The sequence below is a fragment of the Flavobacterium sp. Sr18 genome (genome assembly GCF_011064265.1).
Classification (GTDB): domain Bacteria; phylum Bacteroidota; class Bacteroidia; order Flavobacteriales; family Flavobacteriaceae; genus Flavobacterium; species Flavobacterium petrolei.
This window is the reverse complement of sequence record NZ_CP049329.1, coordinates 1660332-1683024: the sequence shown is the minus strand read 5'-3', so window position 1 is coordinate 1683024 and position 22693 is coordinate 1660332. Positions and strand designations below refer to the sequence as shown.

The window sequence follows — 22693 nt, the reverse complement described above, 5'->3', positions numbered from 1 at the left end:
GGCGAATTTTTTTTGATAAAAATGCCAAAAAAGTTTGTGCAAACTAAAATTTATTTTAAATTTGCACTCGCTTAGCAGCAATGCTGGTCTATGGTGTAATGGTAACACAACTGTTTTTGGTGCAGTCTTTCAAGGTTCGAGTCCTTGTAGACCAACAGAAAACCCCTCACATATGAGGGGTTTTTTTATGCCTTTTTGCTAAGGTAATTAATTAATAGAATCGTGTCCCTTTTTCAATTTTCGATATTAACGGCACGGTTTAAATATTTGTAAATTAAATTTTGAAAGTTATTACAGGTTTTATTGCGTGATTTACTAAATCTTCACTGATGCTTCCATTAAAAAAATGGGATAATCCAGTTCTTCCATGGGTGCATAAACCAATTAAATCAGCGTCTACCGTATTGCTGAAGTTTAGAATGCCTGTTTCAATATTGGAATCGTTATAAATTTGCATGGAGTAGTTTTTGACTTCAAAATCTGCAATAAAATTCTTCATGGTCTTCTCGCCCATTGATGTTGTTTTAAAACTGTTGGGTGTGCAAATCATGACTAAAATTAAATTTGCATCAAATATTTTTGCAAACTCAATCATTTTCAGAAAAGGTTTTTTGATTTCTGTCGAAAAATCAGATGCAAATACAATGTTTTTAATGTTAAATGTATCTAAGTTCTTTTTGATGACTAATACAGGGATGTCTGAAAGGCGTACTACTTTTTCTGTGTTAGATCCAATGAGGATTTCTTCGATGCCTGAGGAGCCATGTGATCCCATGACTATTAAGTCTATTTTGTTTTTTTTATTGAATGATAATATACCATCAAAAGCTTTTTCAAATTGAACTGTGGTAGTAATGGTGATTCCTTGTAAGTGTGGCTCTTCCTTGATTTTTTGAAGTTTTTCATTCGCTTTTTTTATAAAAAGCATGACCTCGGGAATACTGCTGCCATTTGTTACTGCATCATTCATTTGATTGGGCAGTTCTAGTAGATGAAGCAGAAATATCTCTGCCCCATTTTTTTTAGCAATTTGCGCGGCTGCTTTCAGAGCGTCTTCAGCATGTTTAGAAAAATCAGTTGGAACTAAAATTCGTTTCATAATTTAGGATGGTTTAAAATTATAGGAAAAAGGGTCTTTTAAATTGTCTAATAAAGATAAGAAATATTTTAACAGCAACTGATTATTTTAAATTATAAAAAAAAAGACTATCTTTGCACGGTTATTTATTAAAATCTAGATAATGAGGGGACTAAATGTCCCCTCTTTTTATAAAAATATGACATTTAAAGAAAAAGTAAATACGTTGTTGGCAGAATGCCTTTTAGAAAAGCCATCAATTTTTTTGATAGACCTAGTTATTACTGATGCTTTCAAGGTTATTGTAACTTTAGACGGGGATAATGGGGTGGCGCTGCAGGATTGTATTGATGTAAGCCGATTTATAGATAATGACCTGGACCGAGAGGAACAAGATTATTCTCTTGAAGTAGCTTCGGTAGGTGTTGGGTCTCCATTGAAATTAGTAAGACAGTATAAGAAAAATATAGGACGAACATTGATTGTAAAGACTGGGGCAGAAATAATTGAAGCAGAATTAGTGGATGCTAATGATGATTTTGTAATTTTGTCTTGGAAAGCAAGAGAGCCTAAAAAGATAGGGAAAGGGAAAGAAACAGTTCAAAAGGAACTTAAACTACCTTACGCAGACATAAAAGAAGCAATTGTTACAGTAACATTTTAATTAAAGAATTCGCATGGAAAATTTAGCATTAATCGATTCATTCTCAGAGTTTAAAGATGATAAACTTATTGATCGTGTAACGCTTATGGCAATTTTGGAAGATGTATTTAGAAATGCATTGAAGAAAAAATACGGTTCAGATGATAATTTCGATATCATTATAAATCCTGATAAAGGAGATATGGAGATATGGCAAAGAAGAGTAATCGTTGCGGATGAGGACTTAGATTTTGATCATCTTGAAATTACATTGACTGAAGCTAGAAAAATAGAGCCTGATTTTGAAATTGGTGAAGAAGTTTCCGAAGAAGTAAAATTAATTGATTTAGGGAGAAGAGCAATTTTAGCTTTACGTCAGAATTTGATTTCTAAAATTCATGAACATGATAATACGAATCTTTACAAACAATTTAAAGATTTAATAGGCGATATCTATACTGCTGAAGTGCACCATGTGCGTCCAAGAGTTGTGATTTTAGTTGATGATGAAGGAAATGAAATTATTTTACCAAAAGAAAAACAAATACCTTCTGACTTTTTCCGTAAAGGGGATAATGTTAGAGGAATAATAGAAAGCGTTGAATTAAAAGGAAATAAACCTCAAATTATTATGTCTAGAACTTCTGAGAAGTTTTTAGAGAAATTATTTGAACAAGAAATTCCAGAAGTGTTTGACGGTTTAATTATGGTTAAAAAAGTGGTAAGAATACCAGGTGAAAAAGCAAAAGTAGCCGTAGATTCTTATGACGACAGAATTGATCCTGTAGGAGCTTGTGTAGGTATGAAAGGGTCTCGTATTCACGGAATAGTTCGTGAATTAGGAAATGAAAATATTGATGTTATCAATTATACAAGTAACATGCAGTTGTTTATCACAAGAGCTTTAAGTCCTGCAAAAGTGTCTTCTATTAAAATAAATGAAGAGACAAAAAGAGCGGAAGTTTTCTTGAAACTTGAAGAAGTTTCTAAAGCTATTGGTCGTGGTGGGCACAACATTAAATTAGCAGGTTTATTGACTGGTTATGAGCTAGACGTTATTCGTGAAGGAGATGTTGCAGGTGCTACAGCTGATGAGGATGATGTTGAATTGACTGAGTTTTCAGATGAAATTGAAGACTGGGTTATTGAAGAGTTTGCAAAAATTGGTTTGGATACGGCAAAAAGTATCTTGAAACAAGATGTAGAAGATTTAGTAAGAAGAACAGACCTGGAAGAGGAAACGATTCTAGATGTAATGAGAATATTGAAAGAAGAATTTGACAGTTAGTCAAAGTGTCTTCAACGATAAACATGCCACTTTACAATTAATTCTTGCTCGGTAGGTATCGAGTTGGGAGTAAAGTGAGGAATAACAAAAAAGGTAATAATAAAAAGGTTTTATGTCTGAAGAGAGAATTATTAGAATAAACAAAGTTTTAAGGGAATTGAATATTTCTTTAGAAAGAGCTGTGGATTATCTAAAAGATAAGGGGATTGCTATTGAAGCAAATCCAAACGCAAAAATTTCTGATGATATATACAATGTCTTGTGCGGTCAGTTTGCAGGTGACAAAGGGAATAAGGAGGCTTCTAAAGAAGTAGGGGAAGAGAAAAGAAAAGAAAAAGAAGCGTTGCGTTTAGAACGAGAGAAAGAAATCGAAGACAAACGTAAGATTGATGAAGAGCGTCTTAAACAGCAAGAGGTTATAAAAGCGAGAGCGGTTATAGCAGGACCTGTTCAAGTGGGTAAGATTGATCTTAATCCAAAAAAACCTTCCATTGTCCCTTCTGTGAAAGCTGTTGAAAAAGTGGAGACTCCAGTTGTTAAAGTACCTGAGGTAAAACCAGTACAAAAAGAAGTTTCAGCAGAAAAACCGTCACTAGAAAAACCTTTGGAAGAAAAAGTTGTTTCAGACAAGAAAGAGGTAAAACCTGTTGTTGGGATAAAAGAGGTTAAAGTAGAGGCTCCGAAAGAAGTTCCTGCTGAGCCAAAAGTAGTTGAAAAAGTAGAAGCGGTTAAAGCTGATGAAGCGCCTGTTGATGAAACCATCACGACGCAATATCAAAAACTATCGGGGACTACTTTAACAGGTCAAATAATTGATTTATCTCAATTTAACAAACCGAAAAAGAAAAAAGAAGAACCAAAAATCACTCCGAATAAACCGGGTGCTCCAGGTTCAGCTGCTGCCAATGCAAATAAAAACAAGCGTAAAAGGATTGCTCCTAAACCAGGTGCTCCTAGACCGCCTGCAACACCAGGAGTTCCGGGTGCGCCAAATCCTAACAAGATTACACCTAATGTAGGTGGCGGAGGATTCAATGCTAACAGAAGTTCAAGACCTGGTTTTGTAAAAGGAAACAGACCTGCTATTGTTGCAAAAGTTGAGCCTACAGAAGAGGAAGTTAAAAATCAAATTAGAGAGACTTTAGAGAAACTGCAAGGTAAAGGTGGTAAATCTAAAGCGGCTAAATATAGAAGAGATAAAAGAGATACGCACCGTCAGAAATCTGATGATGAGCAAAGAGCTATTGACGAAGGAAGTAAAACTATTAAGGTTACTGAATTTGTAACAGTTGGTGAAATTGCAATCATGATGGATGTGCCAATTACTAAAGTTATTGGTACATGTATGTCGCTTGGAATCATGGTTACCATGAACCAACGTCTTGATGCGGAAACGTTGACTATTGTTGCTGACGAATTTGGTTATGAAGTTGAATTTATCACTGTTGATATCGAAGAAGCAATTCAGGTTGTAGAAGACAGAGAAGAAGATTTAGTTTTTAGAGCGCCAATTGTAACCGTAATGGGTCACGTCGATCACGGTAAAACATCGTTACTGGATTACATACGTAAAGAAAACGTAATCGCAGGAGAGTCTGGAGGAATTACACAGCATATTGGTGCCTACGGAGTAACTTTGGATAACGGACAAAAAATTGCATTCTTAGATACACCGGGTCACGAGGCATTTACTGCGATGCGTGCGCGTGGTGCTCAAGTTACCGATATTGCTATTATTGTGATTGCTGCTGATGATGACATCATGCCGCAAACTAAAGAGGCAATTAGCCATGCTCAAGCAGCCGGAGTTCCTATCATATTTGCTATAAATAAAATTGATAAGCCAAATGCTAATCCTGAAAAAGTAAAAGAAAGATTAGCAGGTATGAATTTACTTGTTGAAGATTGGGGTGGAAAAATTCAATCACATGATATTTCTGCGAAAGTGGGAACAGGAGTGAAAGAATTACTAGAAAAAGTATTGTTAGAAGCGGAGCTTTTAGATTTAAAAGCAAATCCCAATAAGGCAGCTTCCGGAACTGTTGTTGAAGCTTTCCTTGACAAAGGAAAAGGATATGTTTCTACAATTTTAGTTCAAAACGGAACATTGAAAATTGGAGATTATATGTTAGCTGGTAAGCATCATGGTAAAATCAAAGCCATGCATGATGAAAGAGGGAATATAGTAACTGTTGCGGGTCCTTCGACTCCGGTTTCAGTTCTTGGTCTTGACGGAGCAGCAACAGCGGGTGATAAATTCAATATTTTTGAAGACGAAAAAGAAGCGAAACAAATTGCCTCTAAACGTTCTCAATTGATGCGTGAACAATCCGTACGTACACAACGTCATATTACATTGGATGAAATTGGACGTAGAATTGCATTGGGTCAATTTAAAGAATTGAACATTATCCTTAAAGGTGATGTTGATGGTTCTGTTGAAGCATTGTCTGATTCGTTCTCTAAATTATCTACTGAAGAAATTCAAATCAATATTATCCATAAAGGTGTTGGAGCAATTACTGAAACTGACGTAATGTTGGCTTCTGCTTCAGATGCAATTATCATTGGATTTAATGTTCGTCCTGCTGGAAATGCAAGACAATTAGCAGACAAAGAGGAAATCGATATTCGTTACTACTCTATTATTTATGCCGCTATTGACGACTTGAAAGATGCAATGGAAGGAATGTTAGCTCCTGAAATGAAAGAAGAAATTCTGGGTACTGCTGAGATCAGAGAGATATTCAAAATCTCTAAAGTAGGTTCAATTGCAGGTTGTATGGTAATGGATGGTAAAATTGTCAGAAATGCTAAAATGAGAATCATTAGAGATGGTGTGGTTGTCTTTACAGGGGAATTGTTAGCGTTAAAACGTTTCAAAGATGACGTGAAAGAAGTAGCTAAAGGATATGACTGTGGTATTCAAGTGAAAGGATACAATGACATTGAAGAAAGAGATGTTATCGAATCGTACCATGAGGTAGCAATCAAAAAGAAATTGAAATAGAATTTTAATATTTTATAAAAAAAAATCCCGATTTTGTCGGGATTTTTTTATTTTTATAGGGTATCAAAAATTAAATTTATGAATAAATTATTTGGATTATTTTTTGTTGTTGTTAGCACCGTTGCTTTTTCTCAAAATAAAACCGAATTCCATAAAGTGTCTTTAAAAGATAAAAAAGATAAAGCGGTTGGTTTTAATTTTTATGTTGAAAATGTTTATGATGGAAGACAGTTTAAAGAAAATATTGGAACCGTTCAAAAAGGAGGGTTTAATAGAAAAGTATTGGCTAATTTTGAAAAATCTTTACCGGTTGAATTTTTTGATTATCTCGCAGTTATTTGTCCGTCCGATGGAGGTAAATCTAAGATTTCTATCCGAATAAATGATTTGTACGTTTCAGAACTTACTCGTGCAATGTCCGAAACAGGATATGCAACTGTAGCAATTGATGTAATAGAAACTAAAGATACTGTTGATTATGTAGTGGGTTCTTATTCTGCCTCAACAGAAAGTAACGGTATGGATGTTACCGGCACACATGATGAACGATTAAAGACGGTATTACAGGAATGTTTAACAAATTATATGAAAACAAGTGAGAAAGATAAAACTGCTAATTTATATGATAATAATATTAGTATTAAAAACAAATCAATAGCAGATGTTCCTTCTAGAGGTGTTTATATTAATTATGCAGACGTTTTAAATGATAAACCAATATCTATAGCTGATTATGAAATAACGAATAAAAAAGATCGGTTTTATTTACTTAACAAATTGAGCCGGTCGGAAGAGTCAAATTATTATGGATTTAGTGATGGACAAGATTTTTATATCAATGTTTCAAAATATGCAAGTGTAAAGTATTATGCCAAGACGGAAATTATTAGTGGTAAGTATTATATTGAGAATGTAATTTATAATTCAAATAATGCCATCGCTATGGGTGCTATGTTTGGATTGATTGGTGTTGCAATCGCAGCTTCGACCAGTGATGGTTCAATTCCAATGCTAATTGATAGTTATACAGGCCAACCATCATTTTTATCAAATAGTGAGATGAAAGTAATGTTATCCACTCATCCGGAACTTCTAAAAGAGTTTAGGGATGGTAACAAAAGCAGTCTAGCTAAAAAAGAGATTCTAAAAAAATATTACCAACAAACGCTAGGGCAGTAAAAACGTCATTTGTCTAAGTCTTTGTGTTGAATGTTGTGATTGTTTTGGTGAAATTTAACTCAAAGATTTAAACAAAGAAAGAAAAGCAACTCGATTAGAGTTGCTTTTTTTGTACTTTTTTTATTCGTGAAATTTTGAATATTACACTTTAAATAATGATAAATTTTAGTTGTTTGGCTTTATTAAATGAACATTAGTATAGCTTTTTTTGATTGCTATCAAATTGCGTTCTGCTTCAATTCGTGTTTTGAAATTTCCTACCCAAACTTTATAATTTGGTGTGAAAAATATAATTGTACCATCTAAGGTGCTGAATTCTTGCCTGAATTGATTCAGTGTGTTTTTAGCTTTGTCGCTTTCTCCGCTGAAAATTTGAATTTTATATCGGTCATTTACAGCATTGGAAACATTTGTTTTTCTCTTTTCATTTAGTAATTGTTCAAATTTGTAGTCCTGATTTACAGTAATATTTCCATCTTGTGCAGTTGCGTTGAATGCGAAAATTAATAATGTTACAGAGATAAAAAAGGCTTTTCTAGTGGCTAAAATTCTCATAATGTGATTGTTTTTGTGCAAAAGTAATATTTAATGATTGATACCAAATAGCAAATGTTATTTAGAATAGATATAAATTGAAATTAAGACTATTTTAAGGTTTTGAGAATAGTTCTTAAGTCGTATTTTTGTCCAAGTTTTAAAATAAAGGATCAGTTTTTATAATGCAATTAGAAAAAACTGTGCCAATTTTTAGTAGATAATCATTATACTATATGAAAAAGGTGGGTAACCATAATTCGATCTCAAGGAAATTATTTTTAGGCTTAGCCTTATCGTTAATTTTCTCTTTAACTTCATCTGCTCAAGAGGCTGCTCCTGCAGCGACTGATGCAGCTGCGGCTCCAGCTGCAGCAACAGGTGGAGATGCTGTAAAAGGTAAAGAATTGTTTAATGCAAACTGTGCGGCATGTCACAAGCTTGATGCGAAAGCAACAGGTCCGGCTCTTAGAGGTATTGCGGGTAAATATGATGCTTCTTGGCTTCATAAGTGGGTTCGTAATAGCTCGGACTTAATTAAGTCAGGTGATGCTCAGGCGGTGAAAGTTTTTGAAGAAAACAATAAGGCAGTAATGTCGGCTTTTCCTCAATTATCTGATGGTGATATTGATAATATCATTGCTTATACTTCAGAGCCAAAGGCTGAAGCTCCTGCGCCACCAGCTGGTGGTACTGAAGCGGTTCCTGGAACTGGTGGTTCTGACGGTGGTGTTTCAAATAATATCATATTAGGTGCTTTAGCGCTTGTAATGCTGATTTTAGTGGTGATGTTGTTTTTGGTAAACCAAGTTTTGTCTAAGGTTGCGAAAGCAAATGGTATTGAAACGGCTCCGAAAACTCCAACGACTCCTATTTGGAAAGCATTTGCCAGAAATCAATTTTTAGTTTTAGTGACTGCGGTGTTTTTGCTTTTGGCTAGTGCTTATTTTGTTTATGGATTTTTGATGCAAGTGGGTGTTGATCAAGATTACGCTCCAATACAGCCAATTCATTATTCTCACAGAATACATGCTGGTGATAATGAAATTAATTGTAAGTACTGTCACTCTGCTGCTAGAGTAAGTAAAAACGGTGGAATTCCTTCATTGAATGTTTGTATGAACTGTCATAAAAATATAGCTGAAGTTGCAGAAACTACTGCTACTCCAGAATACAGCAAAGCATTTTATGATGAGCAAATCCAAAAATTATATACTGCGGTGGGTTGGGATAAAACTACGCAAACTTATACTGGAAAAACTCAGCCTGTAAAATGGGTTCGTATTCATAATTTACCTGATTTTGTTTATTTTAATCACTCGCAACACGTAACTGTTGCTGGAATTGAATGTCAAACATGTCACGGTCCAGTTCAGGAGTATGAGATTCAAAAACAATTCGCTCCACTAACAATGGGTTGGTGTATCGATTGTCATAGAAAAACGGACGTTAAAATGGAAGGCAATGAGTATTATACTAAAATACATGATGAACTTTCTAAGAAATACGGTGTAGACAAATTGACTGCAGCGCAAATGGGAGGTTTAGAATGTGGTAAATGCCACTATTAATCAAATTATTAAGATTTTAATATTTATATATGTCATCAAACAAAAAATACTGGAAAAGTGTTGAAGAACTAGACAAAAATAGTTCTATTGTTGAGGCGCTTAGAAATAACGAATTTGTTGAAGAAATTCCTACTGATGAGTTTTTAGGAAATAATGACGCTTTGTCATCTTCGTCAACATCACGTCGTGATTTTTTAAAGTACGTTGGTTTTAGTACTGCGGCAGCTACGCTTGCAGCTTGCGAAGGTCCTGTAAACAAATCAATACCTTACGTGCTTCAGCCGGAGCAAATCATTCCGGGAGTTGCGGATTATTATGCAACTTCTGTTTTTGACGGTTTTGATTTTGCTAATCTTTTGGTAAAAACTCGTGAAGGGCGTCCTATTAAAATAGATAATAATACTATTGCTGGAGCTAAGTTTAGTGCTAATGCAAGAATTCATGCGTCTATTCTATCTTTATATGATAGTATGCGTTTGAAAGAGCCTAAAATTGAAGGTAAAAATTCAACTTGGTCAGCTGTTGATTCAAAAATTAAATCAAGTATAGCTGATGCTGCCGCAAAAGGTGGTCAGGTGGTGCTTTTGACAAATACATTAGCAAGTCCGTCAACTGAGAAATTGATTGCTGAGTTTATTGGTAAAAACCCTAATGCTAAACATGTTGTTTATGATGCTGTATCTGAATCTGAAGCATTAGATGCTTTTGAGACAGTTTATGGAGAAAGAGCTTTGGTTGATTATGATTTTTCTAAAGCCTCTCTTATAGTTTCTGTTGGAGCTGATTTCCTTGGAGATTGGCAAGGTGGTAGTTATGACTCAGGTTATGCAAAAGGAAGAATTCCTAAGGCTGGAAAGATGTCTCGTCATTTCCAATTAGAAGCAAACATGACTTTGTCTGGTGCTGCTGCTGATAAGCGTTTGCCAATGTCTATTGCTAATCAAAAACAGGCATTAGTTCATATATATAATATTGTAACTGGTTCTTCTGTTGCTGTAAGTTTAGAAGATAGATTTAAAGCAGAAGTTACGAAAGCGGCTCAACAGTTGAAGGCTGCCGGTTCAAAAGGAGTATTAGTTTCTGGTATTCAAGATAAAAATGCTCAATTGTTGGTTTTGGCTATCAATCAAGCATTGGCAAGTGAAGCTTTCACTACTTCTGGAACAAGACAGATTAGAAAAGGTTCTAATGCAAAAGTTGCTCAATTGGTTAATGATATGAAAGCGGGAAGCGTTCATACATTAATAATGAGTGGAGTTAATCCAGTTTATACTTTATCCGATAGTACTTCTTTCCTTGAAGGACTTAAAAAGGTAAAAACATCAGTGTCGTTTTCTTTAAAAGAAGACGAGACTGCGTTAGTGAGTACTGTTGCTGCAGCTGTTCCTCATTATTTAGAATCGTGGAATGATGTAAGTATCACAAAAGGTACTTATGGAATCACTCAGCCTACAATTCGACCACTATTTAATACAAAACAATTTCAAGATGTATTGTTGTCGTTAAATGGATCAACAGGGACATTCTACGATTATATCAAAGCGAATTCATCAACAATAATAGCTGGTTCTTCTTGGAACAAGGTTTTACATGATGGTATTTATGTTGGAGCTATTCCGGCTGCGACTGGTGGTTCTGCCGATTTTAGTGCTGCTGCAAATGCTTTATCAAAATCAAAAGTTGCTCAAGGATTAGAACTTGTTTTATACACTAAAACGGGTATGGGAGATGGACAACAGGCTAATAATCCTTGGTTGCAAGAGTTTCCGGATCCAATTACAAGAGTATCGTGGGATAATTATGTTACTGTTTCGAATGCAGATGCTAAGAAATATGAACTTTCTAATGAAATCGTTGCAAATGGTGGTTTAAACGGAAGTTATGCTACTATTACTACTGCTGATGGACTAAAATTAGAAAATGTTCCGGTAATTGTTCAGCCAGGTCAAGCTGTGGGTACTATTGGTTTAGCATTAGGTTACGGTCGTAAAGCGGCTTTGAAAGAAGAAATGATGGTGGGTTTAAATGCCTACTCTTTATATAAAGGTTTTAATAATGTACAGTCTGTAACATTGGTGAAAGCTGGAGGAGAACATGAGTTTGCTTGTGTTCAAGGGCAGAAAACATTGATGGGAAGAGGCGATATCATAAAAGAAACTTCTTTAGAAATTTTCAATACAAAAGATGCTCAATTTTGGAATGAACAACCAATGGTTTCATTGGATCACAAAGAAGTTGAAGCAACTAAAGTAGATTTATGGGAGTCGTTTGATCGTTCAACAGGTCATCATTTTAATCTTTCGATTGACCTGAATGCTTGTACCGGTTGTGGTGCTTGTGTGATTGCTTGTCATGCTGAAAACAACGTTCCTGTTGTTGGAAAATCAGAAGTAAGAAGAAGCCGTGATATGCACTGGTTGCGTATTGACAGATATTATTCTTCTGAAAGTACTTTTGAAGGAGATAACGAAAGAAAAGAAAATATCGCAGGATTATCAAGTTCATTGTCTACATTTAATGAAATGGAAAAAGCGGGTGATAATCCACAAGTATCTTTTCAACCTGTAATGTGTCAACATTGTAATCATGCACCTTGTGAAACGGTTTGTCCAGTTGCTGCAACTTCACACTCTCGTCAAGGTCAAAACCATATGGCTTATAACAGATGTGTTGGAACGCGTTATTGCGCTAACAACTGTCCGTATAAAGTGCGTCGTTTTAACTGGTTCTTGTACAACAAAAACAGTGAATTCGACTATCATATGAATGACGATTTAGGACGTATGGTATTGAATCCAGATGTAAATGTTCGTTCTCGTGGAGTTATGGAGAAATGTTCAATGTGTATTCAAATGACACAAGCGACAATTTTGAAAGCAAAAAGAGAAGGAAGAGCAATCGTTGATGGTGAATTCCAAACCGCATGTTCAAATGCTTGTTCAACTGGAGCAATGAAATTTGGAGATGTAAATGATTCAGAAGCAGAAATAACTAAATTAGCTGCTGACGAAAGAATGTATCATTTATTGGAGCATGTTGGAACAAAACCTAATGTGATTTACCACGTTAAAGTTAGAAATACCTAGTACAAAAAATAATTAATTAAGAATCAATATAAAGGATTATGTCGTCTCACTACGAAGCAACCATTAGAAAACCCTTAGTTATAGGTGATAAATCTTATCACGATGTAACTGTAGATGTAGCTGCGCCTGTTGAAGGTAAAGCAAACAAACATTGGTGGATTGTGTTTTCAATCGCATTAATAGCCTTCCTTTGGGGACTTGGCTGTATATTTTACACCGTATCTACAGGTATTGGAACTTGGGGGTTAAATAAAACTGTAGGATGGGCTTGGGATATTACGAACTTTGTTTGGTGGGTTGGTATTGGTCACGCGGGAACACTTATTTCAGCGGTATTATTACTTTTCCGTCAACGTTGGAGAATGGCGATTAACCGTTCTGCAGAAGCAATGACAATTTTCTCTGTTATTCAAGCTGGTTTATTTCCAATCATCCACATGGGGCGTCCATGGTTAGCGTATTGGGTTTTACCAATTCCGAATCAATTTGGTTCTCTTTGGGTAAACTTTAACTCGCCATTACTTTGGGACGTATTTGCAATTTCAACATATCTTTCGGTTTCATTAGTATTCTGGTGGACTGGTTTATTACCTGATTTTGCGATGTTACGTGATAGAGCTATTACTCCTTTTAACAAAAGAGTTTATTCTATATTAAGTTTCGGATGGAGCGGTAGAGCAAAAGACTGGCAACGTTTTGAAGAAGTATCTTTGGTGCTTGCAGGTTTAGCTACGCCACTTGTACTTTCTGTACATACTATTGTATCTATGGACTTTGCTACCTCTGTTATTCCAGGATGGCATACTACAATTTTCCCTCCTTACTTTGTTGCTGGAGCTGTTTTCTCAGGATTTGCAATGGTAAACACTTTGCTTATCATTATGAGAAAAGTTTCTAATCTAGAAGCTTATATTACGGTTCAACACATTGAATTGATGAATATCGTTATTATGATTACTGGTTCTATTGTTGGGGTTGCCTACATAACTGAATTGTTTGTTGCATGGTATTCTGGTGTAGAATACGAACAATATGCTTTCTTGAACAGAGCTACTGGACCTTACTGGTGGGCATATTGGTCAATGATGACATGTAATGTTTTTTCTCCACAATTCATGTGGTTCAAAAAATTAAGAACAAGTATTATGTTCTCCTTTATAATTTCGATAGTTGTAAATATTGGAATGTGGTTTGAGAGATTTGTAATTATCGTAACTTCATTACATAGAGATTATTTACCATCTTCTTGGACAATGTTTTCACCTACATTTGTTGATATTGGAATTTTCATCGGAACAATAGGTTTCTTCTTTGTATTGTTCTTATTGTATTCAAGAACATTCCCTGTAATTGCACAAGCAGAGGTAAAAACGATTTTGAAAGGAACTGGAGATAATTACAAAAGAGAAAGAGAAGCAAATAAAGATTCACATCATGAGTAATAAAGTAATATACGCCATTTATAATGACGATGATATATTGATGGATGCGGTTAAAAAAACCAGAGCAGCTCATCATCATATTGAAGAAGTTTTTACTCCATTCCCGGTTCACGGTTTGGATAAAGCTATGGGTATCGCACCTACGAGATTAGCAATTTGTGCTTTTCTTTATGGATGTGTTGGAATCTCGGTAGCTACGGCTATGATGAATTACATAATGATTCAGGATTGGCCACAAGATATAGGGGGGAAGCCAAGTTTTAGTTATATTGAAAACATGCCGGCTTTCGTTCCAATTATGTTTGAACTTACTGTATTTTTTGCAGCTCACTTAATGGTTATTACTTTTTATATGAGAAGTAAATTATGGCCTTTTAAAGAAGCAGAGAATCCAGATGTAAGAACTACAGATGACCATTTTTTAATGGAAGTTGCTGTAAATGATAATGAAGAAGAATTGATTTCTTTTTTTCAAAGTACAGGAGCTGTAGAAGTTAAAGTAATAGATAAGCATTAATTATAGATATGAAAAGCGTATATAAAATAACACTTTTATTTGGTATAACTATTTTAGTTTCATCATGCCATAATAATGCGGCACCAAACTATCAATATTTTCCAAATATGTACGAATCAGTAGGGTATGAAACTTATGCTGAATCGAATGCATTTAAAAACGGTAAAGAAGGTCAACTTCCAGCTGAAGGAACCGTAAACAGAGGATTCGAACCTTTTGAATATGAAAATTCAACAGCGGGATATGAGTTAGCTAAAGCAAACCTTAAATCTCCTTTAGATTCTTTAAGTAGAAATCCTGAGAAAGGAAAAGAACTTTTTGAGATTTATTGTATCAGTTGCCATGGTGCTTCTGGAAATGGTAAAGGTAAACTGGTAGAGAGAGAAAAATTCTTAGGTGTCCCTAGTTATAAAGATAGAGTGATCACTGAAGGAAGTATTTTTCACGTAATCACGTATGGTTTGAATTCAATGGGTTCACATGCAAACCAATTGAGTGCCCAAGAACGTTGGTTAGTTACTGACTATGTTCTGAAACTAAAAAGCGAATTATAATTGTTGAACAAACTGATCGTAATAGATATGTATACATTTTCAAGTAAATTAAAAACTCTTTCTTTCATCTTAATGGCCGTAGGTGTATTAGGAATTGGATATGGTTTTTTAACTGCACCAAAAGATATTCAAGACGTTGAAAAACTTCTTGCAGCGGAAAGTCACGGTGGACATGGCGAAGCAAAACACGAAGCCTCAACTACCGCTGAGTCTGAGCATGAATCGGATGCTACTCATAACTTAGGTAGTGAAGAAAAAAATGTGGAGGGTTCGACAGCAGTTGTAACTCCAACTGGTGATTCATCTAAAGTTGATACAGCTAAGGTTGTTGAAGACGTTCAAGTTGAACCGGTAGTAAAAAAAGAAGCTCACGTGGTTAGTGAAGAAGCTGAACATACAGAACATTTAAATCATGTTTTACACCAATTACAAAACAAACCTTGGTCTGCCTTGTACGTTGCTTGTATTTTCTTTATGCTTGTTTCTTTAGGAGTTTTAGTTTTTTATGCGATTCAACAAGTAGCTCAAGCGGGATGGTCTCCAGTTTTATTTAGAGTTATGCAAGGTATAACGGCTTATTTGCCTGTTGGTTCATTTATATTTTTTATTGTATTATTGTTAAGTGGTTTTCATTTAAATCATCTTTTTATATGGTTAGATCCTGAAGTTGTAGCTTCTGATAAACTAATTGCTAATAAAGCAGGATATTTAAATTTTCCTTTTTGGATAATTAGAGCTGCTATATTTTTAATTGGTTGGAATCTTTACCGTTATTATTCGAGAAAAAATTGTTTAGCGCAAGATGAATCAAATGATAATCTTAATTACAAAAAGAACTTTAAGCTTTCAGCTATGTTTCTTGTGTTTTTTATTGTGTCTGAGTCTATAATGTCTTGGGACTGGATTATGTCTATTGATCCACATTGGTTTAGTACTTTGTTTGGGTGGTATGTTTTTGCAAGTTTCTTTGTGAGTTCAATTACTACAATTGCATTGGTAACTTTATATTTAAAAGCTAAAGGTGTTTTGGAGCATGTAAATACTAGTCATATCCATGATTTGGCAAAATTCATGTTCGGTTTTAGTATCTTTTGGACTTATTTATGGTTTTCACAGTACATGTTAATATGGTATGCTAATATTCCAGAAGAGGTTACTTATTATATTACAAGAATAGAGTTGTATAACCTTCCATTCTTTGGTGCTGTAGTGATGAATTTTGTTTTTCCTTTATTAATATTAATTAATACTGATTTCAAAAGAATTACGTGGGTTTTAGTGATGGCAGGAGTTGTAATACTTGGTGGACATTATATTGATTTCTTTAATATGATTATGCCAGGAACCGTTGGTGACAGATGGTTTATTGGAATTTCAGAAATAGCTTCTGTTCTTTTCTTCCTTGGATTATTTATTTATGTTGTTTTCACAGCAATGACTAAAGTTCCTTTATTGGCAAAAAGAAATCCTTTCATAGAAGAAAGTAAACATTTTCATTATTAATATTTAAAGAAAAAAACAGATGACAAGTTTGTTGGTAATTATAGTTTTAGTTTTATTAGCTGTTGCTTTATGGCAATTGACTAAAATATTCGACCTGACGCAAGTTGGTTCTAATACAGATAGTTCAGAAATCGCTACAGATAACGACAATAACGTTCAGGGTTATTTGATGTTTGGTTTTCTTGCTTTCATTTACATTTTTTCAATTTACGGATTGTTTAAATGGGGACCTCTTGTTCTTCACACACCAGCTTCTGCACATGGAGGTGAAGTTGATAATTTAATGAATATCACTTGGGTTCTTATTTTTATTGTTCAAGCTATAACTCAAGTATTATTGCACTATTTTGCCTTTAAATACAGAGGTAAAAAGGATCAAAAAGCGCTTTATTTCGCTGACAACAATAAGTTAGAAGCTATTTGGAGTGTTATACCAGCAGTAGTTTTAGCAGGTTTAATTTTATACGGACTCTACGCTTGGACTAACATCATGTTTGTTGATGAAGATGAAGATACAGTAGTAATTGAATTGTATGCGCAACAGTTTAACTGGAAAGCTAGATATTCAGGTGAAGATAATGTTCTTGGTAAAGCTAATGTAAGATATATTGAAGGTGCTAATGCCGTTGGTGTTGATTTAGCAGATCCTTATGCACAAGATGATATTGTTGTAACTGAATTACACATTCCAAAAGGGAAAAAGATTCTTTTCAAAATGCGTTCTCAGGATGTTTTACACTCAGCTTACATGCCGCATTTTAGAGCGCAAATGAACTGTGTTCCTGGTATGGTTACTCAATTTGCTTTCGAGCCAATTTACACTACAGCTGAATATAGAGAATTACCTTTTATGGTTGAGAAAGTAGCAAATATCAATGCTCTTAGAGCTAAGAAGAGTGCTGCATTGGTTGCTAAAGGTGAAACAGCTTTGGATCCTTACACTTTTGATTACTTATTGCTTTGTAACAAAATTTGTGGTGCTTCTCATTATAACATGCAAATGAAAATTATTGTAGATACTCCTGAGGACTACAAAGCTTGGTTAAAAGATAAGGCTACTGTTGTAAATGAAGTAAAAGCTGCTTTGGCTGAGCCAGCTGCTGTAGATGGAGCTTCAGGTTCAGACTCTATTAAAGCTAAAGATACTGTAGGAGTTGCTGTAATGGCAATGAAATAATTAATAAGAAAATTTAAAGTAAACATATATGTCAGCAGAAGGTCACGATCACGCAATAGATCACGAACACGAACATCATCATAAAGAAACTTTTATTACTAAATATATTTTTAGTATTGATCATAAAATGATTGCCAAACAATACCTTATTACTGGTATTTTTATGGGGATTATTGGGGTAGGAATGTCTATGCTTTTTAGAATGCAATTAGCATGGCCAGAAGAGTCTTTTAAAATTTTTAATATTTTATTAGGTGATAAATTTGCTCCAAACGGAGTTATGGCAAATGATATTTACCTGGCTTTAGTTACCATACATGGAACCATAATGGTATTCTTTGTGTTAACGGCTGCTCTTAGTGGAACATTTAGTAACTTATTGATACCGCTTCAAATTGGTGCTCGAGATATGGCATCTGGCTTTATGAATATGATTTCATACTGGTTGTTTTTCTTGTCAAGTGTTATTATGATTGGTTCGCTTTTTGTTGAAGCTGGACCAGCATCTTCAGGTTGGACAATTTATCCTCCATTAAGTGCTCTACCACAAGCTATTCCTGGTTCTGGAATGGGAATGACATTATGGTTAGTTTCTATGGCTATTTTTATCGCATCTTCATTAATGGGATCTTTAAACTATGTAGTTACAGTAATTAACCTTAGAACAAAAGGAATGTCTATGACAAGATTGCCTCTTACAATTTGGGCTTTCTTTGTAACAGCGATTATTGGTATTGTTTCGTTTCCGGTTCTTTTATCTGCTGCGTTATTACTTATTTTTGATAGAAGTTTTGGAACTTCATTTTTCTTATCTGATATTTATATTGCTGGAGAAGTTTTACATTACCAAGGTGGTTCGCCAGTATTGTTCGAACACTTATTTTGGTTCTTAGGACACCCTGAGGTTTATATCGTTTTATTACCTGCTTTGGGTATTACTTCCGAAGTTATCGCAACAAACTCACGTAAACCGATTTTTGGTTACAGAGCGATGATTATGTCAATTTTGGCTATTGCTTTCTTATCAACAATTGTTTGGGGTCACCATATGTTTATCTCGGGTATGAATCCATTTTTGGGATCCGTATTTACTTTTACAACGTTATTGATTGCCATCCCTTCTGCTGTGAAAGCGTTTAATTATATCACAACACTTTGGAAAGGTAACTTGCAGTTGAATCCGGCTATGTTATTTTCAATTGGTTTAGTTTCAACATTTATTACTGGTGGTTTGACAGGAATTATTCTTGGAGATAGTACGCTTGACATTAATGTTCATGATACTTATTTCGTTGTAGCTCACTTTCACTTAGTAATGGGTATTTCTGCCCTTTACGGAATGTTTGCTGGAATTTATCATTGGTTCCCAAGAATGTTCGGAAGAATGTTAAACAAGAATTTAGGATATGTACACTTTTGGGTAACTGCAATTTGTGCTTACGGTGTTTTCTTTCCAATGCATTTTATTGGATTAGCAGGTTTGCCAAGACGTTATTATACAAACACAAACTTCCCATTATTTGATGATTTACAAAACGTAAATGTTTTGATAACTACATTTGCATTAATTGGTGGAGCTTTTCAATTGGTTTTCTTATACAACTTTTTCGTTAGTATTTTCTACGGTAAAAAATCTGTTATGAATCCTTGGAAATCGAATACATTAGAATGGACAGCACCTGTTGAACATATTCACGGTAACTGGCCAGGTGAAATTCCTCACGTATATCGTTGGCCTTATGACTACAGTAATCCAGCTCACGATGTGGATTTTGTACCTCAAAACGTTCCAATGAAAGAAGGTGAAGAAGTTTTACACCACTAAAATATAATTTAAAGCCTCTGCGAAAGTAGAGGCTTTTTTTGTGTTTTTTATTTTGGTTTATCAAAATGATATTCTTTCACTTGGCGTCGTTTTCAATTTTTATTTCATTTTAAATTTAAAAATTATATTTCGAAATTGCTTTGCTATCTTTGTTACATGAATGAAAATTTAGACCCAACATCAAACGGTTACAATTCGGAAGAACTGGATCTTGAAAAAAAATTAAGACCACTTTCCTTTGACGATTTTGCTGGACAAGATCAGATTTTGGAAAACTTGAAAGTCTTTGTTCAAGCTGCTAATCAACGTAATGAAGCACTTGATCACACACTTTTTCATGGTCCTCCCGGTTTAGGAAAAACTACTTTGGCTAACATTCTTGCTAATGAACTTCAAGTCGGAATCAAGATTACTTCTGGTCCTGTATTGGATAAACCTGGAGATTTAGCTGGATTATTGACTAATCTTGAGGAAAGAGATGTTTTGTTTATTGATGAAATCCATCGCTTGAGTCCAATTGTCGAAGAATATTTGTATTCTGCCATGGAGGATTTTAAAATTGATATCATGATTGAATCAGGACCAAATGCAAGAACCGTCCAAATTAATTTGAATCCGTTCACCTTAATTGGTGCGACCACGCGTTCCGGTTTATTAACCGCTCCTATGCGAGCTCGTTTCGGAATATCTTCCCGTTTACAATATTATACGACAGAGTTGTTAACTACTATCGTGGAAAGAAGTGCTACAATCTTTAAAATGCCAATTTCCATGGAAGCAGCCATTGAAATTGCAGGAAGAAGTCGCGGAACACCTCGTATTGCTAACGCATTGTTGCGTCGTGTGCGTGATTTTGCTCAAATAAAAGGAAATGGTACAATTGACATTGAGATTGCCCGTTATGCCTTAAAAGCGCTTAATGTTGACGCTCATGGTTTGGATGAAATGGACAATAAAATCTTAACCACAATCATAGATAAGTTCAAAGGTGGACCGGTTGGATTGACTACTTTGGCGACAGCCGTATCCGAAAGCAGCGAGACAATTGAGGAAGTCTATGAACCGTTTTTGATTCAAGAAGGATTTATCATGAGAACGCCGCGAGGTCGTGAAGTTACCGATAAAGCTTACAAACATTTGGGCAAATTAAATACAAACATTCAAGGCGGTTTATTCTAATTTTTAGGAGCTATTTCCTGTTATCCGCTGTATTCCCCATTAACAAAAACTACAGCTAAAAAGCCTTGTTTTTCTAAATCGGGAGATGCCGCTTCTATCAGGGCTAACGTATTTCGTTTATTAACATCAATTTCTTAATTATCAACCTTAAGGCTACATACACGGAATTTATCAAAACCGAAGCAAGACGTCTCGGCTTCATTTCTTGTGGAATATCCAAAGCTGGTTTTTTGGAAGAAGAAGCGCCACGTTTAGAAAACTGGTTAAAGAACAACCGAAATGGACAAATGTCCTATATGGAAAACCATTTTGACAAGCGTTTAAATCCAACTTTACTAGTCGATGATGCTAAAAGTGTTGTGTCGCTTTTGCTAAATTATTACCCTGCAGAACTGCAATCCACGGATTCTTATAAAATTTCAAAATATGCATACGGACAGGATTATCATTTTGTAATCAAGGAAAAACTCAAAGAATTTTTATTCTCTATTCAGTCAACAATTGGAGAAGTTTCTGGTCGTGCCTTTGTAGATTCTGCACCTGTACTCGATAAAGCGTGGGCTGCAAAAAGTGGTTTGGGTTGGATAGGCAAAAACAGTAATTTATTGTCACAAAAAGTAGGTTCATTTTACTTTATAGCGGAACTCATTATCGACTTAGATTTAGATTACGATAATCCTACAACGGATCATTGTGGAACTTGTACCGCCTGCATCGATGCTTGTCCTACTGAGGCAATTGTTGCGCCTTACGTTGTTGATGGTAGCAGATGCATTTCTTATTTTACGATTGAATTAAAAGAAAATATTCCTCACGAAATGAAAGGGAAATTTGATGATTGGGCTTTTGGATGTGATGTATGTCAGGATGTTTGTCCTTGGAATAAGTTTTCAAAACCGCATAATGAACCATTATTTGATGCAAATCCTGAACTAATGTCAATGTCAAAAAAAGATTGGATTGAAATAACCGAAGAAACATTTAAAGCAGTTTTTAAAAATTCGCCACTCAAAAGAGCTAAGTTTCAAGGAATAAAAAGAAATATTAATTTTCTTGAATAAGTATTTAAATTCTAATTTTTCAATCGAATCGATGATTCTCTAATGATAACGGTAGTTTCTAATTCAAGTGTTTTTGGCGTAAAAGGAACTCCTTCTTTATGACAATTCATTTCTTCAAGTAATAGGTTGAAAGATGCAATTCCCATTTCGTGGCTCGGCTGATCAATGGTACTTAATTTCGGTGTCAGCACTTGTGACATAAACCAATTACTAAAACCAATTATTGCTACTTGCTCCGGAACATTAATTTTGTTTTCATTAAAATAAGCCAAAACACCTACAGCAACTAAATCCGTTATTGCAAATATCCCGTCCACATCAGCGTGTTCCTCAATAATTTGTTTGGCAAATGCTCTTCCTTCTTCAAAAGTCACATTTTCGCAACTATAAACTAATTTTGCGTCAAACGGAATGTTGTTTTTCTCCAGCGCTTTTTTATAACCAATGTAACGGTCTATTGAATTTTGAGGATTTAATGGGCCGCGAATATGAACTATTTTTTTGCACCCATTATCAATTAAATGCTGAACGGCATTGAAAGCTGCTTTTTGGTCGTCAATGATTACTTTGGAACATTTTGAAAGCTTGGCAATTTTGTCAAACATCACAAAAGGAATCTTCCTATTCATAATTTCCTTTATGTGATCATCATTATTAGATTCATTAGATAAGGACATGATGATACCATCTACTCTCTTGTTTATTAGTAATTCCACTTGCTTTTTTTCTAAAGCCAGCGTCTCATTTGACTGTAATATGATTACCAGGTATCCACTTTTTTCGGCCTGATCAATAATAGCATTTACTACATTTGAGAAAAAGTGATGAACTACTTCAGGAATTATTAAGCCTATAGTTTTAGATTCTTTAGTTCTTAAATTTACGGCAAAACTGTTTGGGGTATAATGTAAATGTTGCGCAAGTTCAATTACTGACTTTTTAGTTTTCTCACTAACATCTGGATAATTTTTAAGCGCTTTAGATACAGTAGTTATTGAAATCCCTAATTTTGTTGCAATTTCCTTAAGAGTGATGTCTTTCATGAA

General features: G+C 34.8%; 17 protein-coding genes and 1 tRNA gene. 15 read left to right on the top strand and 3 right to left on the bottom strand.

Annotated features, from left to right (window positions below):
• The first annotated feature begins 84 nt into the window (after positions 1-84).
• Positions 85-155 (top strand) — tRNA-Gln (locus tag G7A72_RS07440).
• Positions 156-274: 119 nt separating this feature from the next.
• Here the strand turns inward: G7A72_RS07440 and G7A72_RS07435 are convergent.
• Complete coding sequence (locus G7A72_RS07435; protein ID WP_165152004.1) at positions 275-1099, bottom strand: universal stress protein; 825 nt, start codon at positions 1097-1099, stop codon at positions 275-277.
• Between the two features lie 178 nt (positions 1100-1277).
• Here G7A72_RS07435 and rimP point away from each other — a divergent pair, with 178 nt between their 5' ends.
• The 4 genes from rimP to G7A72_RS07415 all read left to right on the top strand — a co-directional run bounded on the left by rimP (position 1278) and on the right by G7A72_RS07415 (position 7198).
• Positions 1278-1742 carry a ribosome assembly cofactor RimP gene (rimP, locus tag G7A72_RS07430; protein WP_165152003.1) on the top strand — a complete coding sequence of 155 codons (465 nt, stop codon included), beginning with the start codon at positions 1278-1280 and terminating at the stop codon, positions 1740-1742.
• Positions 1743-1755: 13 nt separating this feature from the next.
• The gene (gene nusA / locus G7A72_RS07425; protein WP_165152002.1) at positions 1756-3009 is read left to right on the top strand and encodes a transcription termination factor NusA; all 1254 of its coding nucleotides are present in this window, start codon (positions 1756-1758) and stop codon (positions 3007-3009) included.
• A 112-nt stretch (positions 3010-3121) separates the two neighbouring features.
• Positions 3122-6019, top strand: a complete 2898-nt coding sequence (gene infB, locus G7A72_RS07420; protein WP_165152001.1) for a translation initiation factor IF-2 — start codon at positions 3122-3124, stop codon at positions 6017-6019.
• Positions 6020-6097: 78 nt separating this feature from the next.
• Entirely contained in the window at positions 6098-7198 is a 1101-nt protein-coding gene (locus G7A72_RS07415) for a DUF6563 family protein (protein WP_165152000.1), read from the top strand.
• A gap of 165 nt (positions 7199-7363) precedes the next feature.
• On the opposite strand, the gene G7A72_RS07410 is transcribed toward G7A72_RS07415, so the two are convergent.
• Entirely contained in the window at positions 7364-7753 is a 390-nt protein-coding gene (locus G7A72_RS07410) for an SPOR domain-containing protein (protein WP_113665007.1), read from the bottom strand.
• 215 nt (positions 7754-7968) lie between these two features.
• Here G7A72_RS07410 and G7A72_RS07405 point away from each other — a divergent pair, with 215 nt between their 5' ends.
• The 10 genes from G7A72_RS07405 to queG all read left to right on the top strand — a co-directional run bounded on the left by G7A72_RS07405 (position 7969) and on the right by queG (position 21647).
• The gene (locus G7A72_RS07405; protein WP_165151999.1) at positions 7969-9303 is read left to right on the top strand and encodes a c-type cytochrome; all 1335 of its coding nucleotides are present in this window, start codon (positions 7969-7971) and stop codon (positions 9301-9303) included.
• A 29-nt stretch (positions 9304-9332) separates the two neighbouring features.
• On the top strand, positions 9333-12389 hold the full coding sequence (locus G7A72_RS07400) for a TAT-variant-translocated molybdopterin oxidoreductase (protein ID WP_165151998.1): 3057 nt from the start codon (positions 9333-9335) through the stop codon (positions 12387-12389).
• 38 nt (positions 12390-12427) lie between these two features.
• On the top strand, positions 12428-13831 hold the full coding sequence (nrfD, locus tag G7A72_RS07395) for an NrfD/PsrC family molybdoenzyme membrane anchor subunit (RefSeq protein WP_113665010.1): 1404 nt from the start codon (positions 12428-12430) through the stop codon (positions 13829-13831).
• On the top strand, positions 13824-14348 hold the full coding sequence (locus G7A72_RS07390; protein ID WP_091165797.1) for a DUF3341 domain-containing protein: 525 nt from the start codon (positions 13824-13826) through the stop codon (positions 14346-14348). Before nrfD ends, G7A72_RS07390 begins: the two co-directional genes overlap by 8 nt.
• A gap of 8 nt (positions 14349-14356) precedes the next feature.
• Positions 14357-14902, top strand: a complete 546-nt coding sequence (locus G7A72_RS07385) for a cytochrome c (protein WP_113665011.1) — start codon at positions 14357-14359, stop codon at positions 14900-14902.
• A 27-nt stretch (positions 14903-14929) separates the two neighbouring features.
• The gene (locus G7A72_RS07380) at positions 14930-16405 is read left to right on the top strand and encodes a quinol:cytochrome C oxidoreductase (protein WP_165151997.1); all 1476 of its coding nucleotides are present in this window, start codon (positions 14930-14932) and stop codon (positions 16403-16405) included.
• A 19-nt stretch (positions 16406-16424) separates the two neighbouring features.
• Positions 16425-17582, top strand: a complete 1158-nt coding sequence (locus G7A72_RS07375) for a cytochrome c oxidase subunit II (RefSeq protein WP_165151996.1) — start codon at positions 16425-16427, stop codon at positions 17580-17582.
• 28 nt (positions 17583-17610) lie between these two features.
• Positions 17611-19407: a cbb3-type cytochrome c oxidase subunit I gene (locus tag G7A72_RS07370; protein ID WP_165151995.1), complete on the top strand. Its 1797-nt coding sequence runs from the start codon at positions 17611-17613 to the stop codon at positions 19405-19407.
• A 156-nt stretch (positions 19408-19563) separates the two neighbouring features.
• The gene (gene ruvB, locus G7A72_RS07365; RefSeq protein WP_113665015.1) at positions 19564-20586 is read left to right on the top strand and encodes a Holliday junction branch migration DNA helicase RuvB; all 1023 of its coding nucleotides are present in this window, start codon (positions 19564-19566) and stop codon (positions 20584-20586) included.
• 137 nt (positions 20587-20723) lie between these two features.
• Positions 20724-21647 carry a tRNA epoxyqueuosine(34) reductase QueG gene (gene queG, locus G7A72_RS07360; protein ID WP_165153699.1) on the top strand — a complete coding sequence of 308 codons (924 nt, stop codon included), beginning with the start codon at positions 20724-20726 and terminating at the stop codon, positions 21645-21647.
• 11 nt (positions 21648-21658) lie between these two features.
• On the opposite strand, the gene G7A72_RS07355 is transcribed toward queG, so the two are convergent.
• A complete protein-coding gene (locus G7A72_RS07355; protein WP_165151994.1) occupies positions 21659-22690 on the bottom strand; it encodes a LacI family DNA-binding transcriptional regulator in 1032 nt (343 codons plus the stop codon).
• Positions 22691-22693 lie beyond the last annotated feature (3 nt).

Coding starts and splice junctions, on each gene's coding strand:
- G7A72_RS07370 (WP_165151995.1), top strand. CDS start 17,611: ATGTCAGCAGAAGGTCACGATCACGCAATAGATCACGAACACGAACAT.
- G7A72_RS07405 (WP_165151999.1), top strand. CDS start 7,969: ATGAAAAAGGTGGGTAACCATAATTCGATCTCAAGGAAATTATTTTTA.
- G7A72_RS07390 (WP_091165797.1), top strand. CDS start 13,824: ATGAGTAATAAAGTAATATACGCCATTTATAATGACGATGATATATTG.
- G7A72_RS07385 (WP_113665011.1), top strand. CDS start 14,357: ATGAAAAGCGTATATAAAATAACACTTTTATTTGGTATAACTATTTTA.
- nusA (WP_165152002.1), top strand. CDS start 1,756: ATGGAAAATTTAGCATTAATCGATTCATTCTCAGAGTTTAAAGATGAT.
- G7A72_RS07400 (WP_165151998.1), top strand. CDS start 9,333: ATGTCATCAAACAAAAAATACTGGAAAAGTGTTGAAGAACTAGACAAA.
- G7A72_RS07415 (WP_165152000.1), top strand. CDS start 6,098: ATGAATAAATTATTTGGATTATTTTTTGTTGTTGTTAGCACCGTTGCT.
- infB (WP_165152001.1), top strand. CDS start 3,122: ATGTCTGAAGAGAGAATTATTAGAATAAACAAAGTTTTAAGGGAATTG.
- G7A72_RS07375 (WP_165151996.1), top strand. CDS start 16,425: ATGACAAGTTTGTTGGTAATTATAGTTTTAGTTTTATTAGCTGTTGCT.
- G7A72_RS07410 (WP_113665007.1), bottom strand. CDS start 7,753: ATGAGAATTTTAGCCACTAGAAAAGCCTTTTTTATCTCTGTAACATTA.
- nrfD (WP_113665010.1), top strand. CDS start 12,428: ATGTCGTCTCACTACGAAGCAACCATTAGAAAACCCTTAGTTATAGGT.
- ruvB (WP_113665015.1), top strand. CDS start 19,564: ATGAATGAAAATTTAGACCCAACATCAAACGGTTACAATTCGGAAGAA.
- rimP (WP_165152003.1), top strand. CDS start 1,278: ATGACATTTAAAGAAAAAGTAAATACGTTGTTGGCAGAATGCCTTTTA.
- G7A72_RS07380 (WP_165151997.1), top strand. CDS start 14,930: ATGTATACATTTTCAAGTAAATTAAAAACTCTTTCTTTCATCTTAATG.
- G7A72_RS07435 (WP_165152004.1), bottom strand. CDS start 1,099: ATGAAACGAATTTTAGTTCCAACTGATTTTTCTAAACATGCTGAAGAC.
- G7A72_RS07355 (WP_165151994.1), bottom strand. CDS start 22,690: ATGAAAGACATCACTCTTAAGGAAATTGCAACAAAATTAGGGATTTCA.